The organism is Nitrospira sp. (assembly GCA_016788885.1).
GTDB lineage: Bacteria > Nitrospirota > Nitrospiria > Nitrospirales > Nitrospiraceae > Nitrospira_A.
This window is the reverse complement of record JAEURX010000047.1, coordinates 20,911-42,610: the sequence shown is the minus strand read 5'-3', so window position 1 is coordinate 42,610 and position 21,700 is coordinate 20,911. Positions and strand designations below refer to the sequence as shown.

19 protein-coding genes are annotated in these 21,700 nt (G+C 60.3%); 5 read left to right on the top strand and 14 right to left on the bottom strand.

Features of this window, described 5'->3' with window-relative positions; all coding sequences use genetic code 11:
• Positions 1 to 6: 6 nt before the first annotated feature.
• The 4 genes from JNL86_12670 to JNL86_12655 form a co-directional block, all read right to left on the bottom strand.
• Complete coding sequence (locus JNL86_12670; GenBank protein MBL8043762.1) at positions 7 to 3,384, bottom strand: UvrD-helicase domain-containing protein; 3,378 nt, start codon at positions 3,382 to 3,384, stop codon at positions 7 to 9.
• On the bottom strand, positions 3,377 to 6,607 hold the full coding sequence (locus JNL86_12665) for an exodeoxyribonuclease V subunit gamma (protein ID MBL8043761.1): 3,231 nt from the start codon (positions 6,605 to 6,607) through the stop codon (positions 3,377 to 3,379). Before JNL86_12665 ends, JNL86_12670 begins: the two co-directional genes overlap by 8 nt.
• A 107-nt stretch (positions 6,608 to 6,714) precedes the next feature.
• On the bottom strand, positions 6,715 to 6,879 hold the full coding sequence (locus JNL86_12660) for a hypothetical protein (GenBank protein ID MBL8043760.1): 165 nt from the start codon (positions 6,877 to 6,879) through the stop codon (positions 6,715 to 6,717).
• A gap of 12 nt (positions 6,880 to 6,891) precedes the next feature.
• Complete coding sequence (locus JNL86_12655; GenBank protein ID MBL8043759.1) at positions 6,892 to 7,158, bottom strand: thioredoxin family protein; 267 nt, start codon at positions 7,156 to 7,158, stop codon at positions 6,892 to 6,894.
• 146 nt (positions 7,159 to 7,304) lie between these two features.
• Between JNL86_12655 and JNL86_12650 the strand changes: the two genes are divergently transcribed.
• From JNL86_12650 to JNL86_12640, 3 genes are all read left to right on the top strand, one after another.
• Positions 7,305 to 8,957 (top strand): alpha-D-glucose phosphate-specific phosphoglucomutase, encoded by a 1,653-nt coding sequence (locus JNL86_12650; protein MBL8043758.1) that lies wholly within the window; start codon positions 7,305 to 7,307, stop codon positions 8,955 to 8,957.
• A 105-nt stretch (positions 8,958 to 9,062) separates the two neighbouring features.
• Positions 9,063 to 9,737: a hypothetical protein gene (locus JNL86_12645; GenBank protein MBL8043757.1), complete on the top strand. Its 675-nt coding sequence runs from the start codon at positions 9,063 to 9,065 to the stop codon at positions 9,735 to 9,737.
• Between the two features lie 32 nt (positions 9,738 to 9,769).
• On the top strand, positions 9,770 to 9,970 hold the full coding sequence (locus JNL86_12640; GenBank protein MBL8043756.1) for a DNA gyrase inhibitor YacG: 201 nt from the start codon (positions 9,770 to 9,772) through the stop codon (positions 9,968 to 9,970).
• A gap of 15 nt (positions 9,971 to 9,985) precedes the next feature.
• Here JNL86_12640 and JNL86_12635 read toward each other — a convergent pair whose 3' ends face one another.
• The 3 genes from JNL86_12635 to JNL86_12625 form a co-directional block, all read right to left on the bottom strand.
• Positions 9,986 to 10,360 (bottom strand): hypothetical protein, encoded by a 375-nt coding sequence (locus JNL86_12635; GenBank protein ID MBL8043755.1) that lies wholly within the window; start codon positions 10,358 to 10,360, stop codon positions 9,986 to 9,988.
• Positions 10,361 to 10,426: 66 nt separating this feature from the next.
• Positions 10,427 to 11,635 (bottom strand): DUF1501 domain-containing protein, encoded by a 1,209-nt coding sequence (locus tag JNL86_12630; GenBank protein MBL8043754.1) that lies wholly within the window; start codon positions 11,633 to 11,635, stop codon positions 10,427 to 10,429.
• Positions 11,636 to 11,644: 9 nt separating this feature from the next.
• Positions 11,645 to 12,967 carry a DUF1800 domain-containing protein gene (locus tag JNL86_12625; protein MBL8043753.1) on the bottom strand — a complete coding sequence of 441 codons (1,323 nt, stop codon included), beginning with the start codon at positions 12,965 to 12,967 and terminating at the stop codon, positions 11,645 to 11,647.
• A 139-nt stretch (positions 12,968 to 13,106) separates the two neighbouring features.
• On the opposite strand from JNL86_12625, the gene JNL86_12620 reads away from it, so the two are divergent.
• Positions 13,107 to 13,541 (top strand): hypothetical protein, encoded by a 435-nt coding sequence (locus JNL86_12620; protein ID MBL8043752.1) that lies wholly within the window; start codon positions 13,107 to 13,109, stop codon positions 13,539 to 13,541.
• A 50-nt stretch (positions 13,542 to 13,591) separates the two neighbouring features.
• Here the strand turns inward: JNL86_12620 and JNL86_12615 are convergent, their stop codons facing one another.
• From JNL86_12615 to JNL86_12590, 6 genes are all read right to left on the bottom strand, one after another.
• Positions 13,592 to 14,014, bottom strand: coding sequence for a hypothetical protein (locus tag JNL86_12615; GenBank protein ID MBL8043751.1), 423 nt, complete (start codon positions 14,012 to 14,014; stop codon positions 13,592 to 13,594).
• A 19-nt stretch (positions 14,015 to 14,033) separates the two neighbouring features.
• Complete coding sequence (locus tag JNL86_12610; protein MBL8043750.1) at positions 14,034 to 15,140, bottom strand: DNA topoisomerase IV subunit A; 1,107 nt, start codon at positions 15,138 to 15,140, stop codon at positions 14,034 to 14,036.
• Between the two features lie 8 nt (positions 15,141 to 15,148).
• Entirely contained in the window at positions 15,149 to 17,137 is a 1,989-nt protein-coding gene (locus tag JNL86_12605) for a DNA topoisomerase VI subunit B (protein MBL8043749.1), read from the bottom strand.
• A gap of 536 nt (positions 17,138 to 17,673) precedes the next feature.
• On the bottom strand, positions 17,674 to 18,147 hold the full coding sequence (locus JNL86_12600) for a hypothetical protein (protein MBL8043748.1): 474 nt from the start codon (positions 18,145 to 18,147) through the stop codon (positions 17,674 to 17,676).
• A complete protein-coding gene (locus JNL86_12595; GenBank protein ID MBL8043747.1) occupies positions 18,144 to 19,742 on the bottom strand; it encodes a PAS domain S-box protein in 1,599 nt (532 codons plus the stop codon). Before JNL86_12595 ends, JNL86_12600 begins: the two co-directional genes overlap by 4 nt.
• Positions 19,743 to 19,836: 94 nt before the next feature.
• A complete protein-coding gene (locus JNL86_12590; GenBank protein MBL8043746.1) occupies positions 19,837 to 20,019 on the bottom strand; it encodes a hypothetical protein in 183 nt (60 codons plus the stop codon).
• Between the two features lie 313 nt (positions 20,020 to 20,332).
• On the opposite strand from JNL86_12590, the gene JNL86_12585 reads away from it, so the two are divergent.
• Positions 20,333 to 21,043 (top strand): 2OG-Fe(II) oxygenase family protein, encoded by a 711-nt coding sequence (locus tag JNL86_12585; protein ID MBL8043745.1) that lies wholly within the window; start codon positions 20,333 to 20,335, stop codon positions 21,041 to 21,043.
• Between the two features lie 48 nt (positions 21,044 to 21,091).
• Here JNL86_12585 and JNL86_12580 read toward each other — a convergent pair whose 3' ends face one another.
• Positions 21,092 to 21,700: a hypothetical protein gene (locus JNL86_12580; GenBank protein ID MBL8043744.1), complete on the bottom strand. Its 609-nt coding sequence runs from the start codon at positions 21,698 to 21,700 to the stop codon at positions 21,092 to 21,094.

The window sequence follows — 21,700 nt, the reverse complement described above, 5'->3', positions numbered from 1 at the left end:
TTTCACTTAGACCGCGATCGAGACTCCTTGCCGGAGGAAAATAAATTCAAAACCTGCCACCGGCTCTCCCAGTGAGCGTGCGACCGCTTCCCGATACAACCGTGCCTGTTCACAATAAGCCTCGGCCCTCGCCGCGATCTGATCGGGCGGGACCCTATCGGTCTTGTAGTCCGCAATCCAGAGCTTCCCGTCGAGGCGATACAAGAGATCGATGACCCCTTCGAGGATCTGCCGGCCTTCGTTCCACGGCATCAGGAACGGAACCTCCCGGCCGATCACTGTCGCCCGCCGCAATCGATCGTAGGGTGCTGACTGAGCAAACGAACGAACGATTTGGCCAATCTCCTCCATCACGGATTGCTGGACCTGATCATCCGGCCCAAGAGCCGTCACATTCATGGCCGCCAGTTGTGACTCCACCTCCGCAGCGAAATCCCAATGCTGAAGCAATCGATGCACCATGGTCCCGAGAGTCTTCCCTGCCAGCCCAGGCTTCACTGTCCTTGCATTCGCTGTGGAGAGCTGCAGCGGCTTGCGGACAAAGTCGGAAGGCGAGACAATCGGCGCTTCCGATCGATACGCTCGCCAGATGCGGTCGCGCTCCTCCCACCGACGGGAAACCTCCGTCTCTACCACCTCTTCTTGCAAGATGGCCGGCCTGGTTCGTTCTTTCGACGGTACCCGGCCGCTCCCCTTGAGAATCGTGTGCGGCAACTCGACGCCGGCCAATGAGATGACCGCCCGCTCTTGCCCGTCGAGCTCGGTCCCGGCGGCTTCCTCCAATAACTCGAGCAGAGCGCCACGCACCGGTCGCTTCGACAGGGCTCCGGACAACACCAATCGTTCCCGGGCACGGGTCATACCAACATAAAACAGACGGCGGCGCTCAGCTTGTTCGCGTGCACGAGCCTTCTCTGCCACCACAACCGCACCAACCGACGAGCACTCACCAAAGTCCAGCCCCTGAATGCCGGTCGACCAATCATGCCAAATCAGGGGCCCGGAACGGCCTCGTCCGGCACCATCTCCATGGTGCAAGCCAGCCAGAATCACCAGCGGAAACTCGAGGCCCTTCGCCTTATGAATCGTCAACACTCGTACGGCATCCAGCGTATCCTCAGAGAGGGCGCTCTCCGCCTCATCGGGTTCCTCCCTGAGCCGTGCACACATCAGGTCGATGAATCCGTGCAGCGTGAGGGCGGGACGATCCGCCAGGGCCGCAGCCATGAGCCTGACCTTGAGTAGGTTGGCCATGGCCTGTTCACCATGGAGGGAGGCGGCAGCCAATTCCAGCAACGGCAGTTCCTGAAAGATGAGATCCAGCACCTGGGGCAGCGGCACACGTGACGCCCGCTCATGCAACCGGGTCAGCACACCATACAAGCGCCTGATCGGATCGGCATGTGGACTCTTCCAGGTGAGGATCCGCTCGGTTTCGCGGTAATCCAGAGCCCTCAACTCCTTGAGCTGCACCAAGGCGGAATCGGGAAGCCCTCCCAACGACGAGCGCAGGACGCTCGCCAGCGCAATGCCGTCGTACGGATCGCCGATGGAGCGCAGAAGGTTCACCAGGTCGATCACCTCCTGACGCCGATAGAAGTGCTTCTCCCCGTCGATGACGTACCGAATGCCATGCCGTCGAAGAGCTTCCAGGTACGGTTCTGACTGGGTCAATTTTCGAAAAAGGAGCGCAACATGGCCTGGCCGCAACGACATATTCGCCCCGGCCGTCCCACCAGCTTCGTCGAATCCACCCAGCACATGGGAGAGAGTGCGCCCGATCTGCTCCGCCTCCATGCGCGTGGCCGAGGAGGAATCCACATCGTCGTCCTCTTCCGATACGACCAGTTGCAGTTCAACGCCGGACTGTCGCATCTGGTTGGATCGATTCGGCTGCACGACCAGCGGCACATTCGGAGGCTGAATCGAGGGCTCCGCGATCAACAGCGTATTAAATACGCCGTTCACCACCTCCAGCACCTGAGCATGGCTGCGAAAGTTCGTCGCCAATTCGCAGCGCAGCGCCCCGTCACGCTCCATCCGGTCCACCACATAGTCGAACGCTTCGATATCGGCCCGGCGAAATGCGTAGATGGATTGTTTCGGGTCGCCGACGATGAATAACTTGCCCGCCTCAAGGTCGATCTCACGCCAGGATGCCGAGTGACGACCCTGGCGCTCTGCCAGGTATAAAACAATTTCGTACTGAACGGGATCGGTATCCTGGAACTCATCAACCAGCAACGCACGGTACTCGCGCTTCAATTGCTCCCGAATGGTCGGATGCTCCCGGAGCAACGTGCGGGCCTTGCCGACCAGACCATCGAAGGTGAGCCAACCGGAATCCACAAACGATCGTCGTACCGAGCGGACAAACGGAGCGAGTACATCCAACAGGGTCGAGAGCGCGGCCTGATCGACCTTCAGCAGCCGCTTGGCGATCCGCTGCAACGACTCGACGTCTGCAGCATCCACGTCCGACCAGCCGGTCGGGGCCTTGCCGAGTTCCTTCGCCAGCAGTTCGCGAAATTCATCCGGGAAGGTCTTCAGGGCACCAAGCCCTCCGGTCAGAAGGGTCTCGAACAGTGCCGCCATTGCCGCCAGCATCAATTCGATCTTGCGCGGTTTGGGGCTATCATACCGGGCCAAGAGCTGTTCGGCCCGTTCTTGCCTCGCAAGGAACCATGCATACACGCCGGGACTCAGCCGCTCCTCCCCCATCTGCTGCCGTAGTCCCTCGAGATCGATGAGATCGCTGTGTAGGCTGTAGGCGAGCCCTCGTATGTCGTCCAGACTCCAGGACGTCAGCAGCTGTCGCCAACGATCGTGATCCTGGCCATCGTTCCCCAATTCCACCTCCAACCACCGGGCCCACTCCGCGCTGAAATGTTCATCGAAACGCGAGCCGTCCTCATCCGTCTGGAACGTCGGTGTCACGCCCGCTTCGATCGGATACAAACGCAACAGGTGGGCGGCGAAGCTGTGCAAGGTCCCGATCTGCGCCTTTTCCAGATCTCGCCAGGCAGCCGTCGCTCTGGCGACAATGTCGTCGGTCGTCCAGCCGTAGCGAAGCCGCAGGTCGTCAATCGAGACCGTTCCACTCTGCGGCGGCGACGCGTCCCGACAACCGGCCTCTATCAACCCGCGCAACCGTTCACGCAACCGGAGTTTCATTTCAGTGGCGGCTTTGTTCGTGAAGGTCAATGCCACGATGCGCGAGAGATCCAGCGGGTCGGTATGACGCATGAGGAGATAGAGCAGCCGGTTGACTAGCAACGTGGTCTTTCCGGTTCCCGCCCCGGCAATGACCACTACGTTGCGATCGAAGGTCGTCGCGGCAGCTTCCCGTGCCGCCTGGTCTGGAATTTGTGTACTTTCAGTCACGCGCCACCTTCTGCGACCGTATCTCTCGAAGCTCTTTCGCCGCCGCCGCACGGTAGGCTCGCCACCAGGTAGGCTGGTGCGTACGACGACACAGTGCGGAATAGTCGCAATGACTGCAATGGGTCTCATCCGGCACAATAAAATGCCGGCCCTCCCGGATGCCGTTCAGTAACGTCTGCACCGCCCGACTCAGCAACGGCCCGGATGGCCCCTGCCAAGCAGACGAGTCAAAAGACGCCCGATCGACGGCTGGTTCACCTTGCGGCAGCAGGTACACAAATTCAACCCGTTCGGGAAGGGCGTGCCTTGCACCATCGAGAGGCTCGGCAAGGGTCATCAAGGCATACAAAGCCGGTTGCAGGCGATGAGCCCGTATAGCCGCCTGGAGCAGATTGCGATCCTTCGCCTCGACCCGGCTATTCGCACGGTATTTATAGTCGATGACTCTTACCACACCGGAGACCGGATGCCGGTCGACACGGTCCAGTCGACCACGCATAGATACGGTCATGCCCACGGTCCCATCCGGGAGCGTTCCCTTCGCCTCGACTTCACAGGCGAACGGGACAAACCCGGAAGCCGCCGCTCCGCAATCATCGGCCAAGACTGCCGTCACAACCCGCCGCACCCGCTCCTGCGCCATGTCCCACGTCAGCCGATATCCCGTGCCGTGTCGCTCCGCGTAGGCGGCGAATGTCTGCTCGACCGCCTGTGTCACGGCGGTCGTGACCGCCCCTGTCGAGAAACCGGTCGACGCCAGGCCCTGGGCAATCAGGGCCTGGTAACACCGTCGCAATGCGTCGTGGCACAGGTGCCCCATGGCCGGCGGCGGCAGTTCCATCGAGGGTTCCTGGCCGACCGATGTGAGATCCAATACCTGGGCGGCAAAATACTGGAAGGGACAACGGGCATAGGTTTCCAGAGCAGTCGGTGAGAATCCTTTTTCACAGACCCGCTGCCAATGCATGATCGGATCCTGCAGCATGCCATCGTAGCCGCTCAACGGCGCGTGACTTTGTTCCATAACGCCCAGAGCAGCCACGCCATGGGAAAACACCGTCCCCTCGCGCCCGACAAGATCCAACAGCGCCGACACATCGCGTCCCCTCAATACCGCACTCACCGTCAACTCCTCCCTCGTCAGTAGCGGCGGGACAAACAGCGGCAAGTCACGACGCTCCGACCATCGGCGTGGCAAGGGAAACATCGAGTCCGCGAGGCCGGCCTTCGACACCGCGCCGATCGCATCCAGATACCCCGATGGGGCCAGGGGACGCCCGGCGGCATCGGCGCGCTGATACGAGAGATACACGCGTTCCCGCGCGGAGGCCGAGAGGAGTTCGAACAGCAGCGCTTCTTCCCCATAGCCCTGCAGCTTCTGATCGATCTTATAGCCCAACGTCTCACTCAAAATAAGCCGATGCCGGTCACGAAGAAACCCGTCCTCCTGGATGGCCCGGGGAAACACCGTTTCATTCATCCCGATGACAAACAGTGCACGGAATCCCACGCCCCTTGCCGCCATGGCATCCAGCACGTGCACGCCCTGGTGAGAGGATGGTGCGAGAGCATACCTCGTGCGTTCCAGGACGGTCAGGAACGTGTCGATCCATTCCTTCCAGCTGACGGTAAGCCCAAGCCGGTCCAGCATCCGCATCTGGGCGAACACACCCACCAGCGCCTCCTGTACGTCTTGCGCGTCCTCTCCTGGCGTCGCCGCGTCACCGGATGGCTCTGTCTCCAGGTCGATCGCACAGTGGCGTTCTGCCAGCGCACAGAAGGCCTCCGTCAACGCGGCATACCCCCCGGACTCCGGCAGGCCCCTCAGGTCGTCGAGCAGAGGGGAGAGACCGTTCCAGAGCCATCGGAGTTGCCTGGCATCGACGGGAAAAGGCTCCTGTTGGTCTGTACATCGAGGCGAGCCTTCGTCCGGCCAGGATTCCAGCTGTGTCACATGTTCCAGCCGTCGCCATTCCTCCTCACCCCGCGTGATACCCAACACCTGCGCCGCCAGCCGCCACTGATCGGGACGAGGCGCAAGCCTACCGCCACCGGCCATCAATCGACGGTTCCACGGGGACGTCAACACCTCCAACATCGAGGTTCGATGCAACCCATTCGACTTCAACTGGGCCAGCTGAAGGAGCGTCTTCACGACCGGCTCTTGCAACAGCGGCAGCGCTGCACTCGACACAAAGGGAATGCGGTGCTGGTCGAAGATTCTCGCGAGGGACGACTGGTAGGGCACAAGGGTCCGACCCACCACGCCGATTTCTTCGAAGCGATAGCGGTTCGACTCGACTAATGTCAGGATCTCCTTGCAGACGAGCGTCAATTCATCGTCCACGCCCACGGCATTGCGAACCTCAACCGATACGTTCGTTTCCGCCCAATCGAACAGGTTCGTCTGCAAGGAGGAGGACGCCGCGCGCTGCGCCGTTCCGGCCATCGGATAGAGGTGCCGCTCGAGAAACTGTTGCGCGAAGGCATAACCGGGCGCCGGCCCCACGGGGAAGTACACCGTCACAGGAAATGAGCCGGCCAGAGTTTCCAGCAGAGTCAATTGCGTTTGTGTCAAGTCGTAGGAACCGTAGTACCACAGCCCGCTGAGACGATTCAGGAAGGGTGAGTTCGGGGCCTCCTCTGTCACCAGCGCGGCCAGATCGTCCGGCGACCCGACTCCCAACGCTGACGCCCCTTCCCGGATTGCCGCAGACAAGGTAAATAATCCCTTGAGCTTTGGCTCATCCTCCGCCGCAAACTGCCCCTCCTCCACCGCGCGGAGCGCGACGCGTGAATCGATCGTCGCATCCTTCACGTCACGCAGGCTGGCCCACAGTGCCGGCCAGGCGCCCGGCGCCAACTCCTCAAGATGAAGTGCATCGGTCTGCGGGAGGCGTCGCCGGCTGAGGTGCTGCAGCAAGTGTTCGAAGAACACATCCGTCACCAGTTCAAGCTGAGGTTTCTCTCTGACAGTTCCTGCTCGACCTTGCTGCTCACCATTCAGCTGTAGCGCGAGCTGGTGAAAAGACAAGATGTGGACATTGAACAGAGCGAGCCCGTGCCGCCTGACCAAAAGCTGCTTCAGGGCACGCCGCAGCTGATCCGACGGCACGATAAGCGCCACGGCAGCTTGCGGGTCCTGCGACTTGAGAGCACGAAGATCGTGAACGAGTTGAGATTCGAGGGTGGGATGAAATGGGCCGGTAACGAGGCGGAGCATGGAAACCGTCAGTCGTCGAACATGAACTGCGAAGCGGAGAGGACCTCACTCATCTGCCGGCTCCGGTCGTCCACCTCACAGGGTGCGGGCGACATCCGAACGACCGGCTACCCGGTTTCGGGGCCAAGCAATTCGCCGTTGCAATCGACACAGGCCCAGTCGCCGTCGATAAACTTCATCGGGTCGCCGCAGGTGCCGCATTCGGGAGGCGGCCCCTTGTCGATCATGGGAAGGACAGGCAACTCGAAATCATCGTCATCTGGAAGAGTCATATGGCTCCGATCTCACGCGCCCTGCGGTTTCATTTTCAGCTGCAGCGCTTTTTCGGCGCTCTGACGAGGCGGCACCCCGACAAAGGTCAGACGGCCATCGATAATAGTCGCGGGCACCGCCCGGACCGAATGTCGATTCGCCAACTCCTGCCCATCTGGGGTCGTGATGTCGACCTCGCGATAGCTAAAGCTATACTTCACCCTCAGTTCCTTCCACAGGCGCTTCGCCGAAGGACAGGCTCCGCAGGTTGGTGAATGCAACAAGGTAATATTCGGCATAATCAACCTTTCTCCTCAACGTGAGCGGATCTTAACACCCGGGCCAAGGACCGCGCAACCAAGCACGCCACTGACATTCACGATCGAGCCGTATATACTGCCGTTCATCAATCCTGCGTCCATCATCACATCCTCCAGAGGAATCCATGGCTCACCATCCCCGCGCCGGACAACCGGCACAACCGGAACAACTCGTTGCACTCGACACACTCGAACAGGCCTATTACCAGGAACTGCCCGATCCGGCTGATCCCCAGCAACGGGTGAGCTTCGGCACGAGCGGGCATCGCGGCTCGTCCCTCAAGCGCACATTCAACGAAGCACATATCCTGGCCATCACGCAGGCCATCTGTGAGTACCGGAGCAAGATGGGGACGACCGGCCCACTCTACATCGGCAAGGACACCCATGCCCTTTCCGCTCCGGCTCAACGAAGCGCATTGGAGGTCTTGGCGGCAAACGGGGTTCACGTCCGTCTCGACCAACAGGACGGCTATACCCCGACCCCGGTGATTTCCCATGCCATCATCACCACGAATCGTGGCCGAACAGCCGGCCGTGCCGATGGCATCATCGTGACGCCCTCGCACAATCCGCCTGAAGACGGCGGCTTTAAATACAATCCGCCCCACGGCGGCCCCGCCGACACCGACGTGACGAAGCTGATTGAAACCCGAGCCAACGAATTGCTGGCGGCAAAGCTGCACGGGGTAACGCGCGTCCCCTACGAACAGGCGATCAAGGCCTCCACCACCTCACGCCATGACTTTGTCGACGCTTACGTGTCTGACCTGGCCAAGGTCGTCGATCTCGACCGGATCAAGGCGGCCAAACTGCGGCTCGGCGTCGATCCGCTAGGCGGCGCAGCCGTCGCCTACTGGCGTCCGCTCGCCGAACGGTACGGACTGGACCTGCAGATCGTGAATGATCGCGTCGACCCCACCTTCCGCTTCATGACGCTGGATTGGGACGGCAAGATTCGCATGGACTGCTCATCCCCCCACGCGATGGCCTCCTTGATCACCTTAAAAGACCGGTTTGATCTGGCCTTCGGCAACGATACCGATACGGATCGACACGGCATTGTCACCCCCGATGCCGGGTTGATGAACCCCAACCATTACCTGGCCGCCGCCATTGCCTACCTCTTCACTCATCGTCCCGGTTGGCAACCCGGCGCAGGCATCGGCAAGACGGTGGTCAGCAGCAGCATCATCGATCGCGTGGCCCGATCACTACAACGCCGATTGGTTGAGGTACCGGTCGGTTTCAAATGGTTCGTCCCGGGGCTCAGCGACGGGTCATTGGGATTCGGTGGAGAAGAAAGCGCGGGCGCCGCCTTTCTGCGCCTCGACGGCACCACCTGGGTGACCGACAAGGACGGGATCATCATGGATCTGCTCGCAGCGGAAATGCTGGCGGTCACCGGAAAGAACCCGTCTGTGCTGTATCACGACTTGACCGCTTCACTGGGCGAACCGATCTATGAGCGGATCGATGCCCCGGCGAGCAGAGCACAAAAAGCCGCGCTCCAGAAATTCTCCCCGCAACAAGTCCAACGCCGTGAACTCGCGGGAGAGGCGATTACCGCCATGTTGACCGATGCGCCGGGCAATCACGCCTCCATTGGAGGACTCAAGGTCACCACCGCCAACGGATGGTTCGCGGCTCGCCCAAGCGGCACCGAGGATGTGTATAAACTCTATGCCGAGAGCTTTAAGGGGCAGGCCCACCTCCGCCGGATTCAGGACGATGCGCAGGCCTTGATCAAGCAGGTATTCACCGCCGCAGGGGCGTAGCGGCAGACTCGGAGGCTGCCTGATTGAACGCTGGCCGGGCAGCCCGAAGCGAGTGGCATCTGGTCGGATCCAGGAAAGCCACGGACCAGCTATACTTGAAGCAGTATGCCGGTACTTGTTCGCACCCTGTTCAACCTGCTCCTGATTGCGGCCTTGAGCGCCTGCGCAACCCCCTCATCGCAGGTCCCCCGCCATATGATCACCCCATTGCCTGACTGCTGCCGCACCACCACAGCCGATGCTCGCCAGCAGGCCATCGTCCGGACCGCCGCGAACCTGGTCGGCGCAAAAGCGATCGAGAGCCAGGGACGGCGCATCAACTATGATTGCGCCGGCGTGACACGCGCCATCTACCTGGCGCATGGCATCGATCTGTATGAAGGCAGCACCTCTGAGGGACCATCAAACGGCGTCGGTCTCATCTACAGCCATCTACGGACACACGGACGTCTCCACCGGGGGCCGATCGTGCAGGCAGGCGATCTGGTCTTTTTCAACGATACGTGGGACTTCAATGGCGATGGCCTCGTCAACGACCCGCTGACCCATGTGGGAATCGTGGAGGCGGTCGAGCGCGACGGCACGATCGTGTTCATCAGCCGGGTCGCCGGCGCCATCGAGCGGTACCGGATGAACGTTGCGCAACCGCATGTCCACCGCTCGGCCGACGGTCGGGTGCTCAACGACTATATGCGCCGAAAACATTGGCGTGACACGGCACAGACGGCCTACCTGACCGGCGAGTTATTTGCCGCCTTCGGCACCAGGATGGTAGAGTAACGCCAACCATCAGCAGCCGAGAGGTGCAGGCCGTGTCTCCTTCTCCCTCTTCCCAACGCCGCTGTCCTGAATGCCACCAGCCGACCACCTGGCAAGGCAATCCCTGGCGTCCGTTTTGTTCCGAGCGCTGTCAAATCATCGATCTGGGAGCGTGGGCGGGAGAACAATACCGCGTGGCAGGACCGAGCCTGACGGTGAGCGGGTCAGAATCTTCTGTACCAGATAGTGAGTGATCGGCGGCAACAGCCCTACTCGCAGCGACAGTTCGCCTTATAGTCCATACACATCGGACCGAAGCTCCGCTCGCAGTCGCAGCTGCACTTGGGCGTCTTATCGGCCGGACAGGTGATCTGGCAGGTTTGTTTGATTCCCATGCCGCAGGAAACGATCTCGCAGGAATTAGACCCCTCAGCTACGAGCAGCGGCAGCGACGGCTCCACCGGGGCCGGAGTCTGTTGCAGTGCAGTATTGCGGTGTGCGGACGACTGACTGCCGGACGCCTCATTCGACACCCCGAGCATCTCCGCCTGTACGGGCAACGTCACCCCCGTCCATGTCAGGACCAACGACACCAATCCGCCGGCCAACACCATTCGAATGTCTCGCAGTCTGTGCTTCAGCATGGGGCGTCCTCCTTGTCTGAGTCCGCCAGGATAGGAAGAATCCTGCGTGAAATCAAGCCCCGCGGCTCAAGCCAACACGTCGAGCACCGGGTAACGCCCAAAACCGATCGACGCGCCAGACACCCCCCACCACTTCTCGCCCACCGTCGCATACAGGCTCCGAAAATCCACGGTATGCTTTAGATCATTGTCCTGTAAATCCGTCAGTGACGAAGCCGCCCCATAGAGTCCGCCTTTCACTCGCCCCCCCAGAAACACGTGCGGCGCCGCCGTGCCATGGTCGGTTCCATGGCTGGCATTCTCGGCGACTCGGCGGCCAAACTCCGAATAGGTCATCACCAGGATGTCCTGCCAAAGCCCCAGTTGCTCCATCGCCGCACGAAAGGCCACCAGCCCCTGAGCCAGTTCCTCCAGCAGCCGATGGTGAGTGGCCAACTGGCCGGCGTGGGTATCAAAACTTCCATGGGTTACCTTGATCACCGCAACCGGAACCTTGGCGGCAATCAACCTGGCCGCCAGTTCCATCTGTCTCCCGAAGCGATGCACGGGAAATGCCTGTTCGACGAGGGGACCCTGCTGAATACGGCCCTGCAAATCATTCGCGGCGTGGGTAATCTCCCGTCGCACGTCCAGAATATGCGCCAATGCTCGATTTGTCGTCCTGAACACGGCCGGCTTGACCGATCCGGCCTGGTGCAGAAACTGTGCGGGATCGTGGAGCGCAATGGTGCGCGCCGTTCCTCCACTCAGTGGACCGGCATCCCCCTTGCCCAGCACAATTCCCTCCGCCGTAAATCGCGCCGGCAATGGAACACGTTCGAAGAAGCCTGACAACCATCCTTGATCCAGGACCTGCTCACTATCCGAGGCCGTATCCCAAATCTCGATCGACCGGAAATGCGACCGGTTCGGCCTGGGATAGCCGACACCCTGCACCCAGGCCATCTCTTTCCCTTCCCAGAGAGGCATCAGGGATGAGAGCGCAGGGTGCAGTCCGACGTTCGAGGTCAATTGACGAACCTGATCGCGGGGAATAGCCAGTTGAGGACGAGCACGATAGTACGCCTCACTCGCATAGGGAATGAGGGTATTCAGCCCGTCGTTTCCACCATGCAGTTCAACCAGCAGCAGGATCCGCTCTCGAATCGAACCGACACCGGAGGAGGTCCTGGCTTCAGCGGCCCATGTTCGCGCCGGCGGCGAAGCACGCCACAACAACAGCGGCAGGGCCAGCCCGGCCTTCAGGAGAGCGCGACGGGTCATTCGATTCGTCATGAGGGAACCTCACTTCAACTGATACACCGGATCCAAGACCAACTGATGGACGACTTGGGTACGATCCTCCTCGAGTACGACCGGCTGTACCGGCGCCAACGGAAGCAGCGTCGCTTGCACCAGATCGAGAGGTGCCGTGGCAAGCCAGTTCTCCCCATGCGACGGATTCATTTCGCCCATGCCTTGCGGATGGCCCAATTCATGGCCGCGGATCATCCGATGCAGGACCTGGTGCCGATCCAGTAGCGTGGACGTGGTAATCCAGCGAGTCCCGCCCGGCCAACCTTTCACGTTAGGCGGATCAAACACATCCTGGCCGATCCGGCGAGCGACACCGATCAGATGTGAGGCGTCTTCTATCGGAACATTGAAGAGCCTCATGGTGCCCACCAACAGTTCCACCGGAGACTTGATCAGGACACCGCGATTCTCCGGCGCCCAGAACTGTGGCGTCAGGAAGAGGTCACGCAACAATGGGCCTATCTCGTAGTTGCTTCGCCTGAACGACTCGGCGAGGCGCGCCAGTTCATCCGGCTCCGGTTCATCGGACACAAACTCTCTCCAGAGCTTCCCCGTGAGATAGCGGGCGACCTGAGGCTGCTCCAGCGTCAGCGACAATACGTCGTCGCCCTCAAAACGGCCGGTCTTGCCGAATAGGGTTTTCTGCCCGTCGTCGAAATGTCGCACATCGACACGAAATGCCCCGGTGCGCAGATCCAGGTGCCATCCGGCAAAAGCGCGCGCCGCTTCCTTGATGTCCTGTTCGTGATAATGCCCCTCACCGAGCGTAAACAACTCGAAGAGTTCTCGGGCAAAGTTTTCGTTCGGATGTTCCTTGCGGTTCGTCTGTGTATCAAGATAGAGCAGCATGGCGGGATTCTTCGCAATGGCATGAAGCAGCGTCCGAAAGGACCCCATCGCATGAAGCCGCAAGAGCACGTTCTGCTGATAGAGGAAGGCGGGCCATCTGACCTTGTGCACACTCGAGGTGAAGTGGTTGTGCCAGAAGAGCGTCATCCGCTCCAAGAGCGGATTGGGCGTCGTGACAAGCTCACGATACCACCAGGTTTTTAATTCCCGGCCCTGAATTTTCAGTTGCTCATGGAAGGTTTTCCGCTCCTGCTCGCTCCACCGCGCACGCCTGTGGTGCAAGGGAGGCAACCCGTGGATCCACACCGGCGGCGGAGTACGAGCCTTGGTCGTGGTGATGGAGAGCACCTGCGCAACCGCAGCCCGGCGATCGAATGTCATGAATCGTCTGATGTCGTCGAGAGATCCACCGAAACCTGTACGGGACAGGAGATGACGGGCTTCATCGAAGGTCAGCGTCATGGGCGGTGCTCGCACAATACCGTGATTGTTATGCAGGACAACGATCCGAGGTCTCGCTGGTTGACAGGTACTTCTGCCTCGCCCTCACCTGGTAACAATCCTAGTGGCGCAGGCCTGCGCGGTTTTTGTAGGATCGCCCATGCGTACCGTCATTGCATGCTGTCTACTGCTTCTCACGGCCGGCTTCGTCAGCGGGTGCACCACAACACCCAACTCCAAGCTCACAGGCACCGTTCGGTACTTCAATATCCGAACGGACATCGCCCCTCGACAGTTGATTGTACAGATCGGCGATGAGATTCGCTGGCAGAATCTGAATTCCGAACCAGTCCGGTTACGGCTGCTCGAAGAAGGCAATCCAACACGTCTCGAGTGCGGGAGGGGATTCTCCCAATTCGGTGTGGCGCAGGACACGGTGACGATCGCGCCGCTGCAATACGCCAGTCTCTGCTTCGGCAAACCCGGCACCGTCCGCTTCAACGTGTGGCTGGACGCCGAGAACCCTCAGGGCGCCATGACGCCGACCGGCAGCATCCGGATCGAACCACGCGGCACCTTCACGCGAAAATCCTGAAAGACCTCAAAGGCAAAGTCTCGGCTCGCTCGTTTCCTCGACCGCGCCAATCAGCAAGGAATGTTGATGGCTGGATCGCAGAACAGCGGCGGAATCACGGTGGGCCGCATATAGCGTGAGGAAGGATCCTGCGATCCCAGGGGAGCGTTCAGGGCCGGCCCGCCTGTCATTCCCGGCAACCCTTTGCCGATAGTCCCGAACGACTTGCCTTGGCTGGATGGCACGGTGTTGCTTTGGGGCGCACTGGCCCCGGAGGCGGTCGACGAGATGGTGGATTGCTGCGCGAAGGGATTCTGAATCAGCGGCTGAATTCCAGGAGTCTGAGCGCTCTGGCCCTGCGGCGTTTGTTGAGGGGAAGGCGGCGAGGTCGTCTGCGCGATCCCGAGCGCGGGCGCCAGCCACAACAACGCACCGAGCCCGACGCCGAACGCCTGCACATGCATCAACCGCCGGACCAGCCCCTGTGTCCTCACGATCCCCTCACGGCCGGCACTAGTCCAGCCAATCCTTCTCTTTCAATTTTCTCGGCAGGTACTTCTTGGTCAAGTACTGAAAGTCTTTGTTGGCTAACGCATCGAGTTCGTACTTCAGCCCGCTCGTGAGCATGCGTTTGATTTCCTGCTGCCACGCGGGCTTCTGGAACCATTGATAGTTCAGCAGTTCTTTCGCGCGGGTGATGTCCTTCTCGTTCAGTTTGATCCCCACGTTGCGCGGTAACTCGTACCGTTCCGGGTCCGCGCTGGACAGCCCGATAAATTTCGCTTTCGGAATGGCCATCCGTTGGCTTTCAAACGCGAGATTGATCGACCCCTGCTTCACGACGGAATAGATATAGTACCCCCAGGGATCGTTGTCCACCAGCACGTAGACGGGCAATTTGTATTCTTCATGCAGACGGCGCGCCAGCCGTCTGACACCGCGCGGCGGCTGACCGTTGCCGGTCAGCAGCACGCAATTGTAGCGCCGCCAGAACTTGTCTTCCGACAGCCGGTTCCACTGGGTGCCCTTTTCCACCAAGAGAAGAAAATCGGCCGTGCAACGACGGATTTCGAGATACTCCGGCTCGACGATGGAGGGTACGGAATAGCCGCCCTTGCCCAGCTTGGCGCAATCCACCCGATCGCCGTCATCGCCAAAGACCACCGGCCCGACGATGCTCCCACTGTTCTCCGCTCGCACGTGGAGTTCCTCACGCAAGGCCACCAACGACACTTCGAGATCCTCGATGATCGGGTCGGACTCGTCCTGCGTATCAAACGTGTTTTCGTGCGAGTCTTGGATCGTGTGCTTCGTGCGGTAGTAGATTTCCCTCAACGAGGTTGTCAGATCGGCCTGCTGCAGCTCGGCCAACGCATCCGCGACCAGCATGGTCTGCATGAACTTTTTTGCCATGCCGACGTTGAAGAACGAACGGGACTGCTTCTTGTCCCCCATTTCGATCAGCCCGCGACGGGGATTGAACGACACATTCGACAACGCACGGATCGGAATCTCGAAGGTGGGGTCTTTTGCACGTTGTGCCGCCGCAATCACCACATCGGCCATGCCGACCAGCTTCTTGCCTACGATGCCGTTCTTCTTGGGTTTTGCCTGTGCCATAACCTGTCCTATGTCCTCTTACGGGTGGGCTTGGCTGCACCGGATGATGGCCGACGGGGTGCCGCCTTTTTTGCCGGAGTCGGCTCGACGGCGAACATGTCCTGCTGCCCGCCTGCGGCCTTAGCCTTGCTGGTCCCCTTGCGTGTCATGGGTTCCGCCTTAGGCTTGGCGGCCCGCTTGGTCTTTGCCGGTGCATCCCGTCCCGAGACGGAATCCGCAGGCATCGACACCGGAGTGCCGGCGTCTGCCGCGGGAGCCTGCTGCGCAATCTCCGTCTCGCCTTCGATTCCTTCAGCTGTCACGATGATCGAATGCGGCAATCCTTCAGGTCCCGCACCTGTCTTCCCCAACGCTTCATCGGTCTTGATGCCGCCCGTACGCGAGCTCGCGATCTTATGCAGCTGCCCTTTCAATTTTTCGACAGGTAAGTGTCCACCTTTCAAACGATTACAGGCGGCGACCACCTCCTCGATATACAAATCGAAGATATTCCGGCGACGGAATTCACTCGCAGCCCGCTCACGCCTCCGCAGGAAGATCCCCAATCGCCGTCCTGCCTCACGCAGCGCCAGCGTGATTTCTTTCTGGATCTCGTCATAGTCCGCAATGGCTTCCTTCGACTCGCTCGTGAAGGGAACCCAGACGGAGGCCATGTGCACGAAAATCACCATCGGGCCGGCGGGCAAGGCGCCCCGCGACTGGCTCACACCGTAGTTCCGCCAGGTGGTGCTAAGCACGGCCTTGAAGGTCGAGCAGGCGGATTGCTGATAGAGCAACGGCACCCGGTTCGCATACCGAATCACCCGCGCTAGCTCCGTTTCATGCCCGTGGTCCTCACCTTCCGCGAGCGGCGCACTGGCCTGCTGAGGCTTTGTCGCCTCCTCCGGACCTTTCCCGAACGCCAGTCCGGCCTCGATGATGAACGGATACCCCCGGTACACCGCCGGCGGACGACTGACCGCGGTGTAAAACTCGCCCTTGATCTGCTTGTACAGACCCGACAGGATCGCCTTTTCTCCGATCGGGGAAATACAGTTCGTCGGCGGCGCCATGATCTTGGTGGCCTGGATGGTCTTGTACAAGATCTCCGCGGCCTGATGTTTCACGTCACGGGGCTTGGTGTTGGGCGACAGTTTGGCCGCTTTACACATCTCTTCCGCCAACGCCGGAGACACACGGCAAAAGTCGCTGGCCAAAAATGCGGCGACGGTGTGACTCTTGGTATCCTGCAGCATCTTCAGCAGGGCGCCGAATTCAATGCCGTAGGGGTGGGGCTTGATTTCCTTCGGCGACGGCGGCAATTCATGATAGGTGCGAGGATACTCCTTCGTCTCACCCTCAGGGGTGTGGTAGACCAGCCGCACATGCGGATTGGCAATTGACGTCTGCTCCAACCATTCGTCGACCGACGCCCGCCCCTTTTGATACCGCCCCTCAACCTCGAGGGTCACCTCAGTCCCTTGCGGCTGATGCCATTCGATTTGTTTATTGTCGTGCACCAGCGGCTCGTTCTTCTTCGTGTCGATCTGCACCTCGAAATAGTGGGCCGCCGCCCGCGGACCCGTGCGGGAAATCACCTTGACCGGTTTCCCGGTCGTCAGTTGCCCGTACATGCCGGCGGCGGAAATCCCGATGCCCTGCTGCCCGCGGCTCATCCGCATGCGGTGAAACTTTGAGCCGTACAGCAACTTGGCGAACACGCGCGGAATCTGCTGCCGGACAATCCCCGGACCATTGTCGGTGACGGTGATGCGAAATCGGGTCGCCTGACTCGGCGCGACCGGAGTCTGACCGGTCGTCACGACCTCCAGTTTCACGGTCACATCCGGCAGGATCCCGGCTTCCTCACAGGCATCCAGCGAATTGTCGACGGCTTCTTTGACACAGGTCAGCAGCGCCTTGCGGGGGTTGTCGAATCCAAGCAGATGCCGGTTCTTCGTAAAAAATTCGGAGACGGAAATCTCCCGTTGCCGGGCCCCCATTTCCACGGCCGTCACCCCGGAAGCGGACGGTGCTCCGGTTTCAGCGTTCTTACGGGACGGCGTCGCGGCTGGCTCACTCGAATCGGATGCGGCTGCAGGTGCGGAGGAAGCGGCACGTGAGCGTGATGTCTTGATGGCCATTCAACCTCTCAAGCAAGGAATTCACAACGGGCGGCATGGCAGACCCGGCTGAAGCAATACGTATCCTCTTCGTCGTTTACAGGGAACGATCCGGAGAGTCAAGCCTTGAGGGGATTCTCGTCGCGGCAGTCAACACACGGGCGACGTCACATGACGCAGGCAGGAATGCGGAACGAACAGCATGTTCGATGCGGGGTAATTTGGGTGGGAGGAGGACGCACCTACCGAGGAGAGGTAGATACGGCGGAGACCTCGGGAGGACTTCAGGCTTCCCGGTACGAGCCGGGCATGCACACCATCCTCAACACTCGATCCCCTTGTTGTACATATTCCCCCGGGGCGTTAACTCCCCCCACCCGCGTACGATAGGCCGCGCTTCACTGGTGAGTCAAGAGCGGTCACCGGCGCGGTCAGGAGCCGCTCATCTGAGTCTGTCGACGGGTCACCGACAGACGATGAAGCCACGTGAGATCGATGCGCACATCCGATCCGATCGGACAAAATGCCGGTCCGGCGGTATTATTACTTTCCACCTTCGCTCTCAGCAGACCCTGCTCGATGTCCACGTCCACGACACCGAGATGTTCATGCACATCCACCACGCACGTCAGGCTACCTGCCCCTCGATCAGCAGGGACCGTCTTTGCCACGACCGGCTCCTGCAGGGTCAGCAGATCATGCGCTCGGAACCGCGGCTGATCCGTCAGTTCGACGACCAGCATCACGCCCGCGGCAACCGCCACGATGCATGCACCGGCAAGAATGGTATTCGCGCGCAGCGGATAGTGAATCCGCAACCATAGAATCGCCGTGCGAATCCCCACCACGAGCAATAGGGCGATGAAACAGAGAACCAGAACGATGAACGCAAAGCGAAAATTCATGCCGCCCCATCCGCAGGAGTGACCGCCACCACGAGATGTACTCCTTTCGCCGTTTCCAGCCGCCTGACCTCTACCCCGGCGGGAAATGCTGTCCCATCCTTACGCCTGCCCACTCGCTGATCCGCGCTCATCTCCGTCCCCAGGCCTTGATCACGAGGCGGATCGACGAAGACCTGTGCGAGCAGCCGGCCGCGTAGCTCGTCAGTCTCGTACCCGAATTGCTGTTCGGCAGCAGCGTTCGCGCACACAATCTTCCCCTCGGCATCCGACACGAGAAGACTATTTACCGATGCCGCCATCACGAGACGCAGCAACTCTTCCCGTTCCCGACAGGCTGCCTCCTGCCGTGTTCGCTCCGTAATATCCTGTGCAAACACCAACACCCCGATCACATTGCCCTTCGTGTCCAGATACGGAACCTTGTCGGTCTGCACCCAGCGTTTTTCACCGGAGCCCGTTTGATACGGCTCAACGATACCGAGTTTCGCCCGACCTGACACGATCACTTCCAAATCGTCCTGATGATACCGCTCGGCCTCCTCAGGATAAAACTCATCGGTGTGACGCCCTTCAATCTCGGCGACGGTTTTGTGCAAGGACTCGGCGGCACGGCGATTCGCGCGCACAATACGATTGTGCGAATCCTTGTACCAGACCATGGCCGGGATTAAATCCAAGAGAACCTGTTGCTCGATCTGCTGTTGGAGCAGGCGCGCCTCCGCCTCTTTGCGCGCCGTAATGTCCCGCACAATGCCGCAATGCACACGTTGCCCGCCGGACATCCAACTGCTGAGCGACATTTCAATCGGAAATTCCCTGCCGTCCTTGTGCAAGCCGTGCATCGTGACGACAGTGCCCTTCAGTCGCAGATCACCGGTCGTCCGCACTCTCGCCAGTGCCCGCTCATGATCGGCCCGGTACCGTTCCGGCATGATCCGCGTCAAGGACTGCCCCAGGATCTCAACGGCAGGATAGCCGAACAGGCGCTCGGCCGCGCTGTTCCATGACAAGATGGCCCCCTCGCCATTGGCCAGCACGATCGCATCAGGAGCCGTCTGGACGACCTCTCGAAACCGCTCTTCGCTGGCGGTGAGTGCTTGCCTGGCCGAGGCGGCTTCCAGGGACAGATGTTTGACCCCGACGGCCCGCTTGATCAGCGCTTTCACCTCTTCCCCGTCATAGGGTTTGGTGAGATACCCGAAGGCCCCTTCGGTGAGAGACGCATGTTTCTTCGCCACTTCGACAAACGCGGTCAGCATGATCACCGGCAACAGCGGATCGTGTTCTTTGAGGAGTGCCAACACAGAGAGCCCGTCCATGTCAGGGAGCATCAGATCCAGCAGCACCGCGGAGATAGACTCGGCTTTGACCTTGGTGAGAGCCTCCGCGCCAGTCCCTGCCACCTGCACGCGATATCCGGCATGTTCGAGAAGATCCTGCAGGACGAGTGTAATGTCGGGATCGTCATCCACGACGAGGATCGTGGGAGAGGGCTGCGCAGCCAGTGGCGTGGACATCAGCATGGCGGTCAACGAAACCGAAGAGGTCTTGATACGACCGTTCCCGCGCTCTGTGAGCCATTGTCCTCTTTTCAACGACAAGAATCCAGCAGGATATCGGGCTGCATCCAGTGCGTCACGAAACTCGCCGGAAGGCGAACGTCTCGACGCCGGATCACAGCCCACCTTGTTATGCAGGCTTTTTGCGATAGATATTCAATCCGACCTTCTCCTCTCGCCCTGGAATCGTCACATTGCCCTCAGTGGACGCGATGATGATCGTCTTCCCCGAAGCCGACGGCCCGAATTCCTTCGATAAATCCACCTTGATGGTCAACAGCGTTCCCTCAACGGTCATCTCCACGTTTTTCATCGTTCGCTCCTCTTTCTTGGCGCGCACCTGATTCTGCACCGACACTGACGGCCGTGCCCCCAAGTGAGAGCACACCCACTCGTCGATTCAGGCTAGGCCTCCCTATGAAGAGCTGTCAAGCCGGCTGTCGGCCTCTCGCGAACAGCGGGGAGGTCTTGGCTGCAGATCCTCATACATACACTCGTGCCCATCCCGATGGGCCATTCCTGATGACAATCGCCAACCCTGGGCAAATCCCTAGGTTGACATTCGTTTGCACGGGCAGCTACCGTGCGGCGAATCGACGGTCGTAGCGCAGTATGGGATGTCCTCCATGCCGACCGAGATCGAGATCCACATTACTCCGCTCTTCTCCACGCCTCTGCTGGCCTTCATTCCGGCTGACCACGAACGCATCAACGCAACACTCTCCACGTTGATTTTGCAACGAGAGGCCTCCGTTCCGCCCCATCGGGATACGGAGGTCATCGGCTGGTCTTCTCCCCACGACCTGTCGATGCTGGAGTGGGCGGGTGAGCCGTTACGCGCGTTATTTGCTCCGGTGATCGAAGTCGCCAAACAAGTCACGACTCTCTCTGAACGCTGCGGGCATGGGGGCTGCCGGCCTGATTGGGATGTGGTCGAGGTGTGGGCGAACGTACAACGGAATGGCGGCGCCAATGCGGCCCACTCACACCCGGGCAGTTTTTGGGCCGGGGTCTATTACGTCGATGTCGGTGAAGTGTGTCCGCAGGAGACGAAGGGCGGCGAATTACAGATTTACGATCCACGCGGCTGCCTGCCGCGCATGCTGGCGCCCTACCTGCAATACAGCATGACCGAGTTGCATGATGCCGGTACCAGCATCTCGTATACCCCCACCTCCGGCCAATGTCTGCTGTTTCCTGGCTGGCTGTTTCATGCGGTCAATACCTACCGGGGGGTCGCACCTCGCATCAGTGTCGCGTTTAACCTCGATCCGGTCTTCACGTCCGGAAAGCTGAACGGAGGTCAGAAGATCGCCGTCGGCCAATCGAGCAGCTAGTCCTCAATCGACTCCAGCCGTTCAGATCGGTCGTGGGGCACAGGCTGCCTACTGAAGCATATTTGCCTGTATGAACAGCGCCTGCTCGAGGGTGCGGAAGAACTGTTGGTATGGTTCAGGAGATTCGACGGCTTTCAAATAATACTGCGCGCTGGCCCGCACGACCAGTTGCGTCGTCCCTCGCGGCCGAACCGTCACGGTCAGGCGCACAAGATTGCTGCGATGGTAAAAGGGGCCCCAGCTTCGGAACTGCCGCGTGAGTATGAGGAGACCATCGTCCCGGTAGAGATGATAGGACGCGTCACGGAGGCGAGAGGATTCATAGTCGTCGAACTTCTTAGCAGAGACGATGCCCAACGTTTCATCGAGCACCTCCACGGCAAACCCCAGATCCTGACACGCCGACACGACTGCCTGGATGGTTTTCAGACGATCGGTGGTGTCGAAGACACGACTTTGCGCGGCTCGCACTTTCACCTGACTGGCTTCAGACAGCCAGATCTGATCACGCGACTCCCACTGGTTTTCGTGACGCCATTCATAGGGCGAACAGGCAGCTGCCGACAGGAGCACCAACAGAACACCAGCCATTGCGAGGCCGCGGACGAACCTGACAGGTCCTGTGCTGATCGTTTCTGAGCGCAACAGACGCCGCAC

Bases quoted from the DNA above. Each gene is read 5' to 3' on its own strand.
- JNL86_12630 (MBL8043754.1), bottom strand. From the start codon at position 11,635: ATGACGAATCGAATGACCCGTCGCGCTCTCCTGAAGGCCGGGCTGGCC.
- JNL86_12625 (MBL8043753.1), bottom strand. From the start codon at position 12,967: ATGACGCTGACCTTCGATGAAGCCCGTCATCTCCTGTCCCGTACAGGT.
- JNL86_12660 (MBL8043760.1), bottom strand. From the start codon at position 6,879: ATGACTCTTCCAGATGACGATGATTTCGAGTTGCCTGTCCTTCCCATG.
- JNL86_12585 (MBL8043745.1), top strand. From the start codon at position 20,333: ATGCCGACCGAGATCGAGATCCACATTACTCCGCTCTTCTCCACGCCT.
- JNL86_12610 (MBL8043750.1), bottom strand. From the start codon at position 15,140: ATGGCACAGGCAAAACCCAAGAAGAACGGCATCGTAGGCAAGAAGCTG.
- JNL86_12645 (MBL8043757.1), top strand. From the start codon at position 9,063: ATGCCGGTACTTGTTCGCACCCTGTTCAACCTGCTCCTGATTGCGGCC.
- JNL86_12655 (MBL8043759.1), bottom strand. From the start codon at position 7,158: ATGCCGAATATTACCTTGTTGCATTCACCAACCTGCGGAGCCTGTCCT.
- JNL86_12665 (MBL8043761.1), bottom strand. From the start codon at position 6,607: ATGCTCCGCCTCGTTACCGGCCCATTTCATCCCACCCTCGAATCTCAA.
- JNL86_12650 (MBL8043758.1), top strand. From the start codon at position 7,305: ATGGCTCACCATCCCCGCGCCGGACAACCGGCACAACCGGAACAACTC.
- JNL86_12600 (MBL8043748.1), bottom strand. From the start codon at position 18,147: ATGAATTTTCGCTTTGCGTTCATCGTTCTGGTTCTCTGTTTCATCGCC.
- JNL86_12620 (MBL8043752.1), top strand. From the start codon at position 13,107: ATGCGTACCGTCATTGCATGCTGTCTACTGCTTCTCACGGCCGGCTTC.
- JNL86_12635 (MBL8043755.1), bottom strand. From the start codon at position 10,360: ATGCTGAAGCACAGACTGCGAGACATTCGAATGGTGTTGGCCGGCGGA.
- JNL86_12590 (MBL8043746.1), bottom strand. From the start codon at position 20,019: ATGAAAAACGTGGAGATGACCGTTGAGGGAACGCTGTTGACCATCAAG.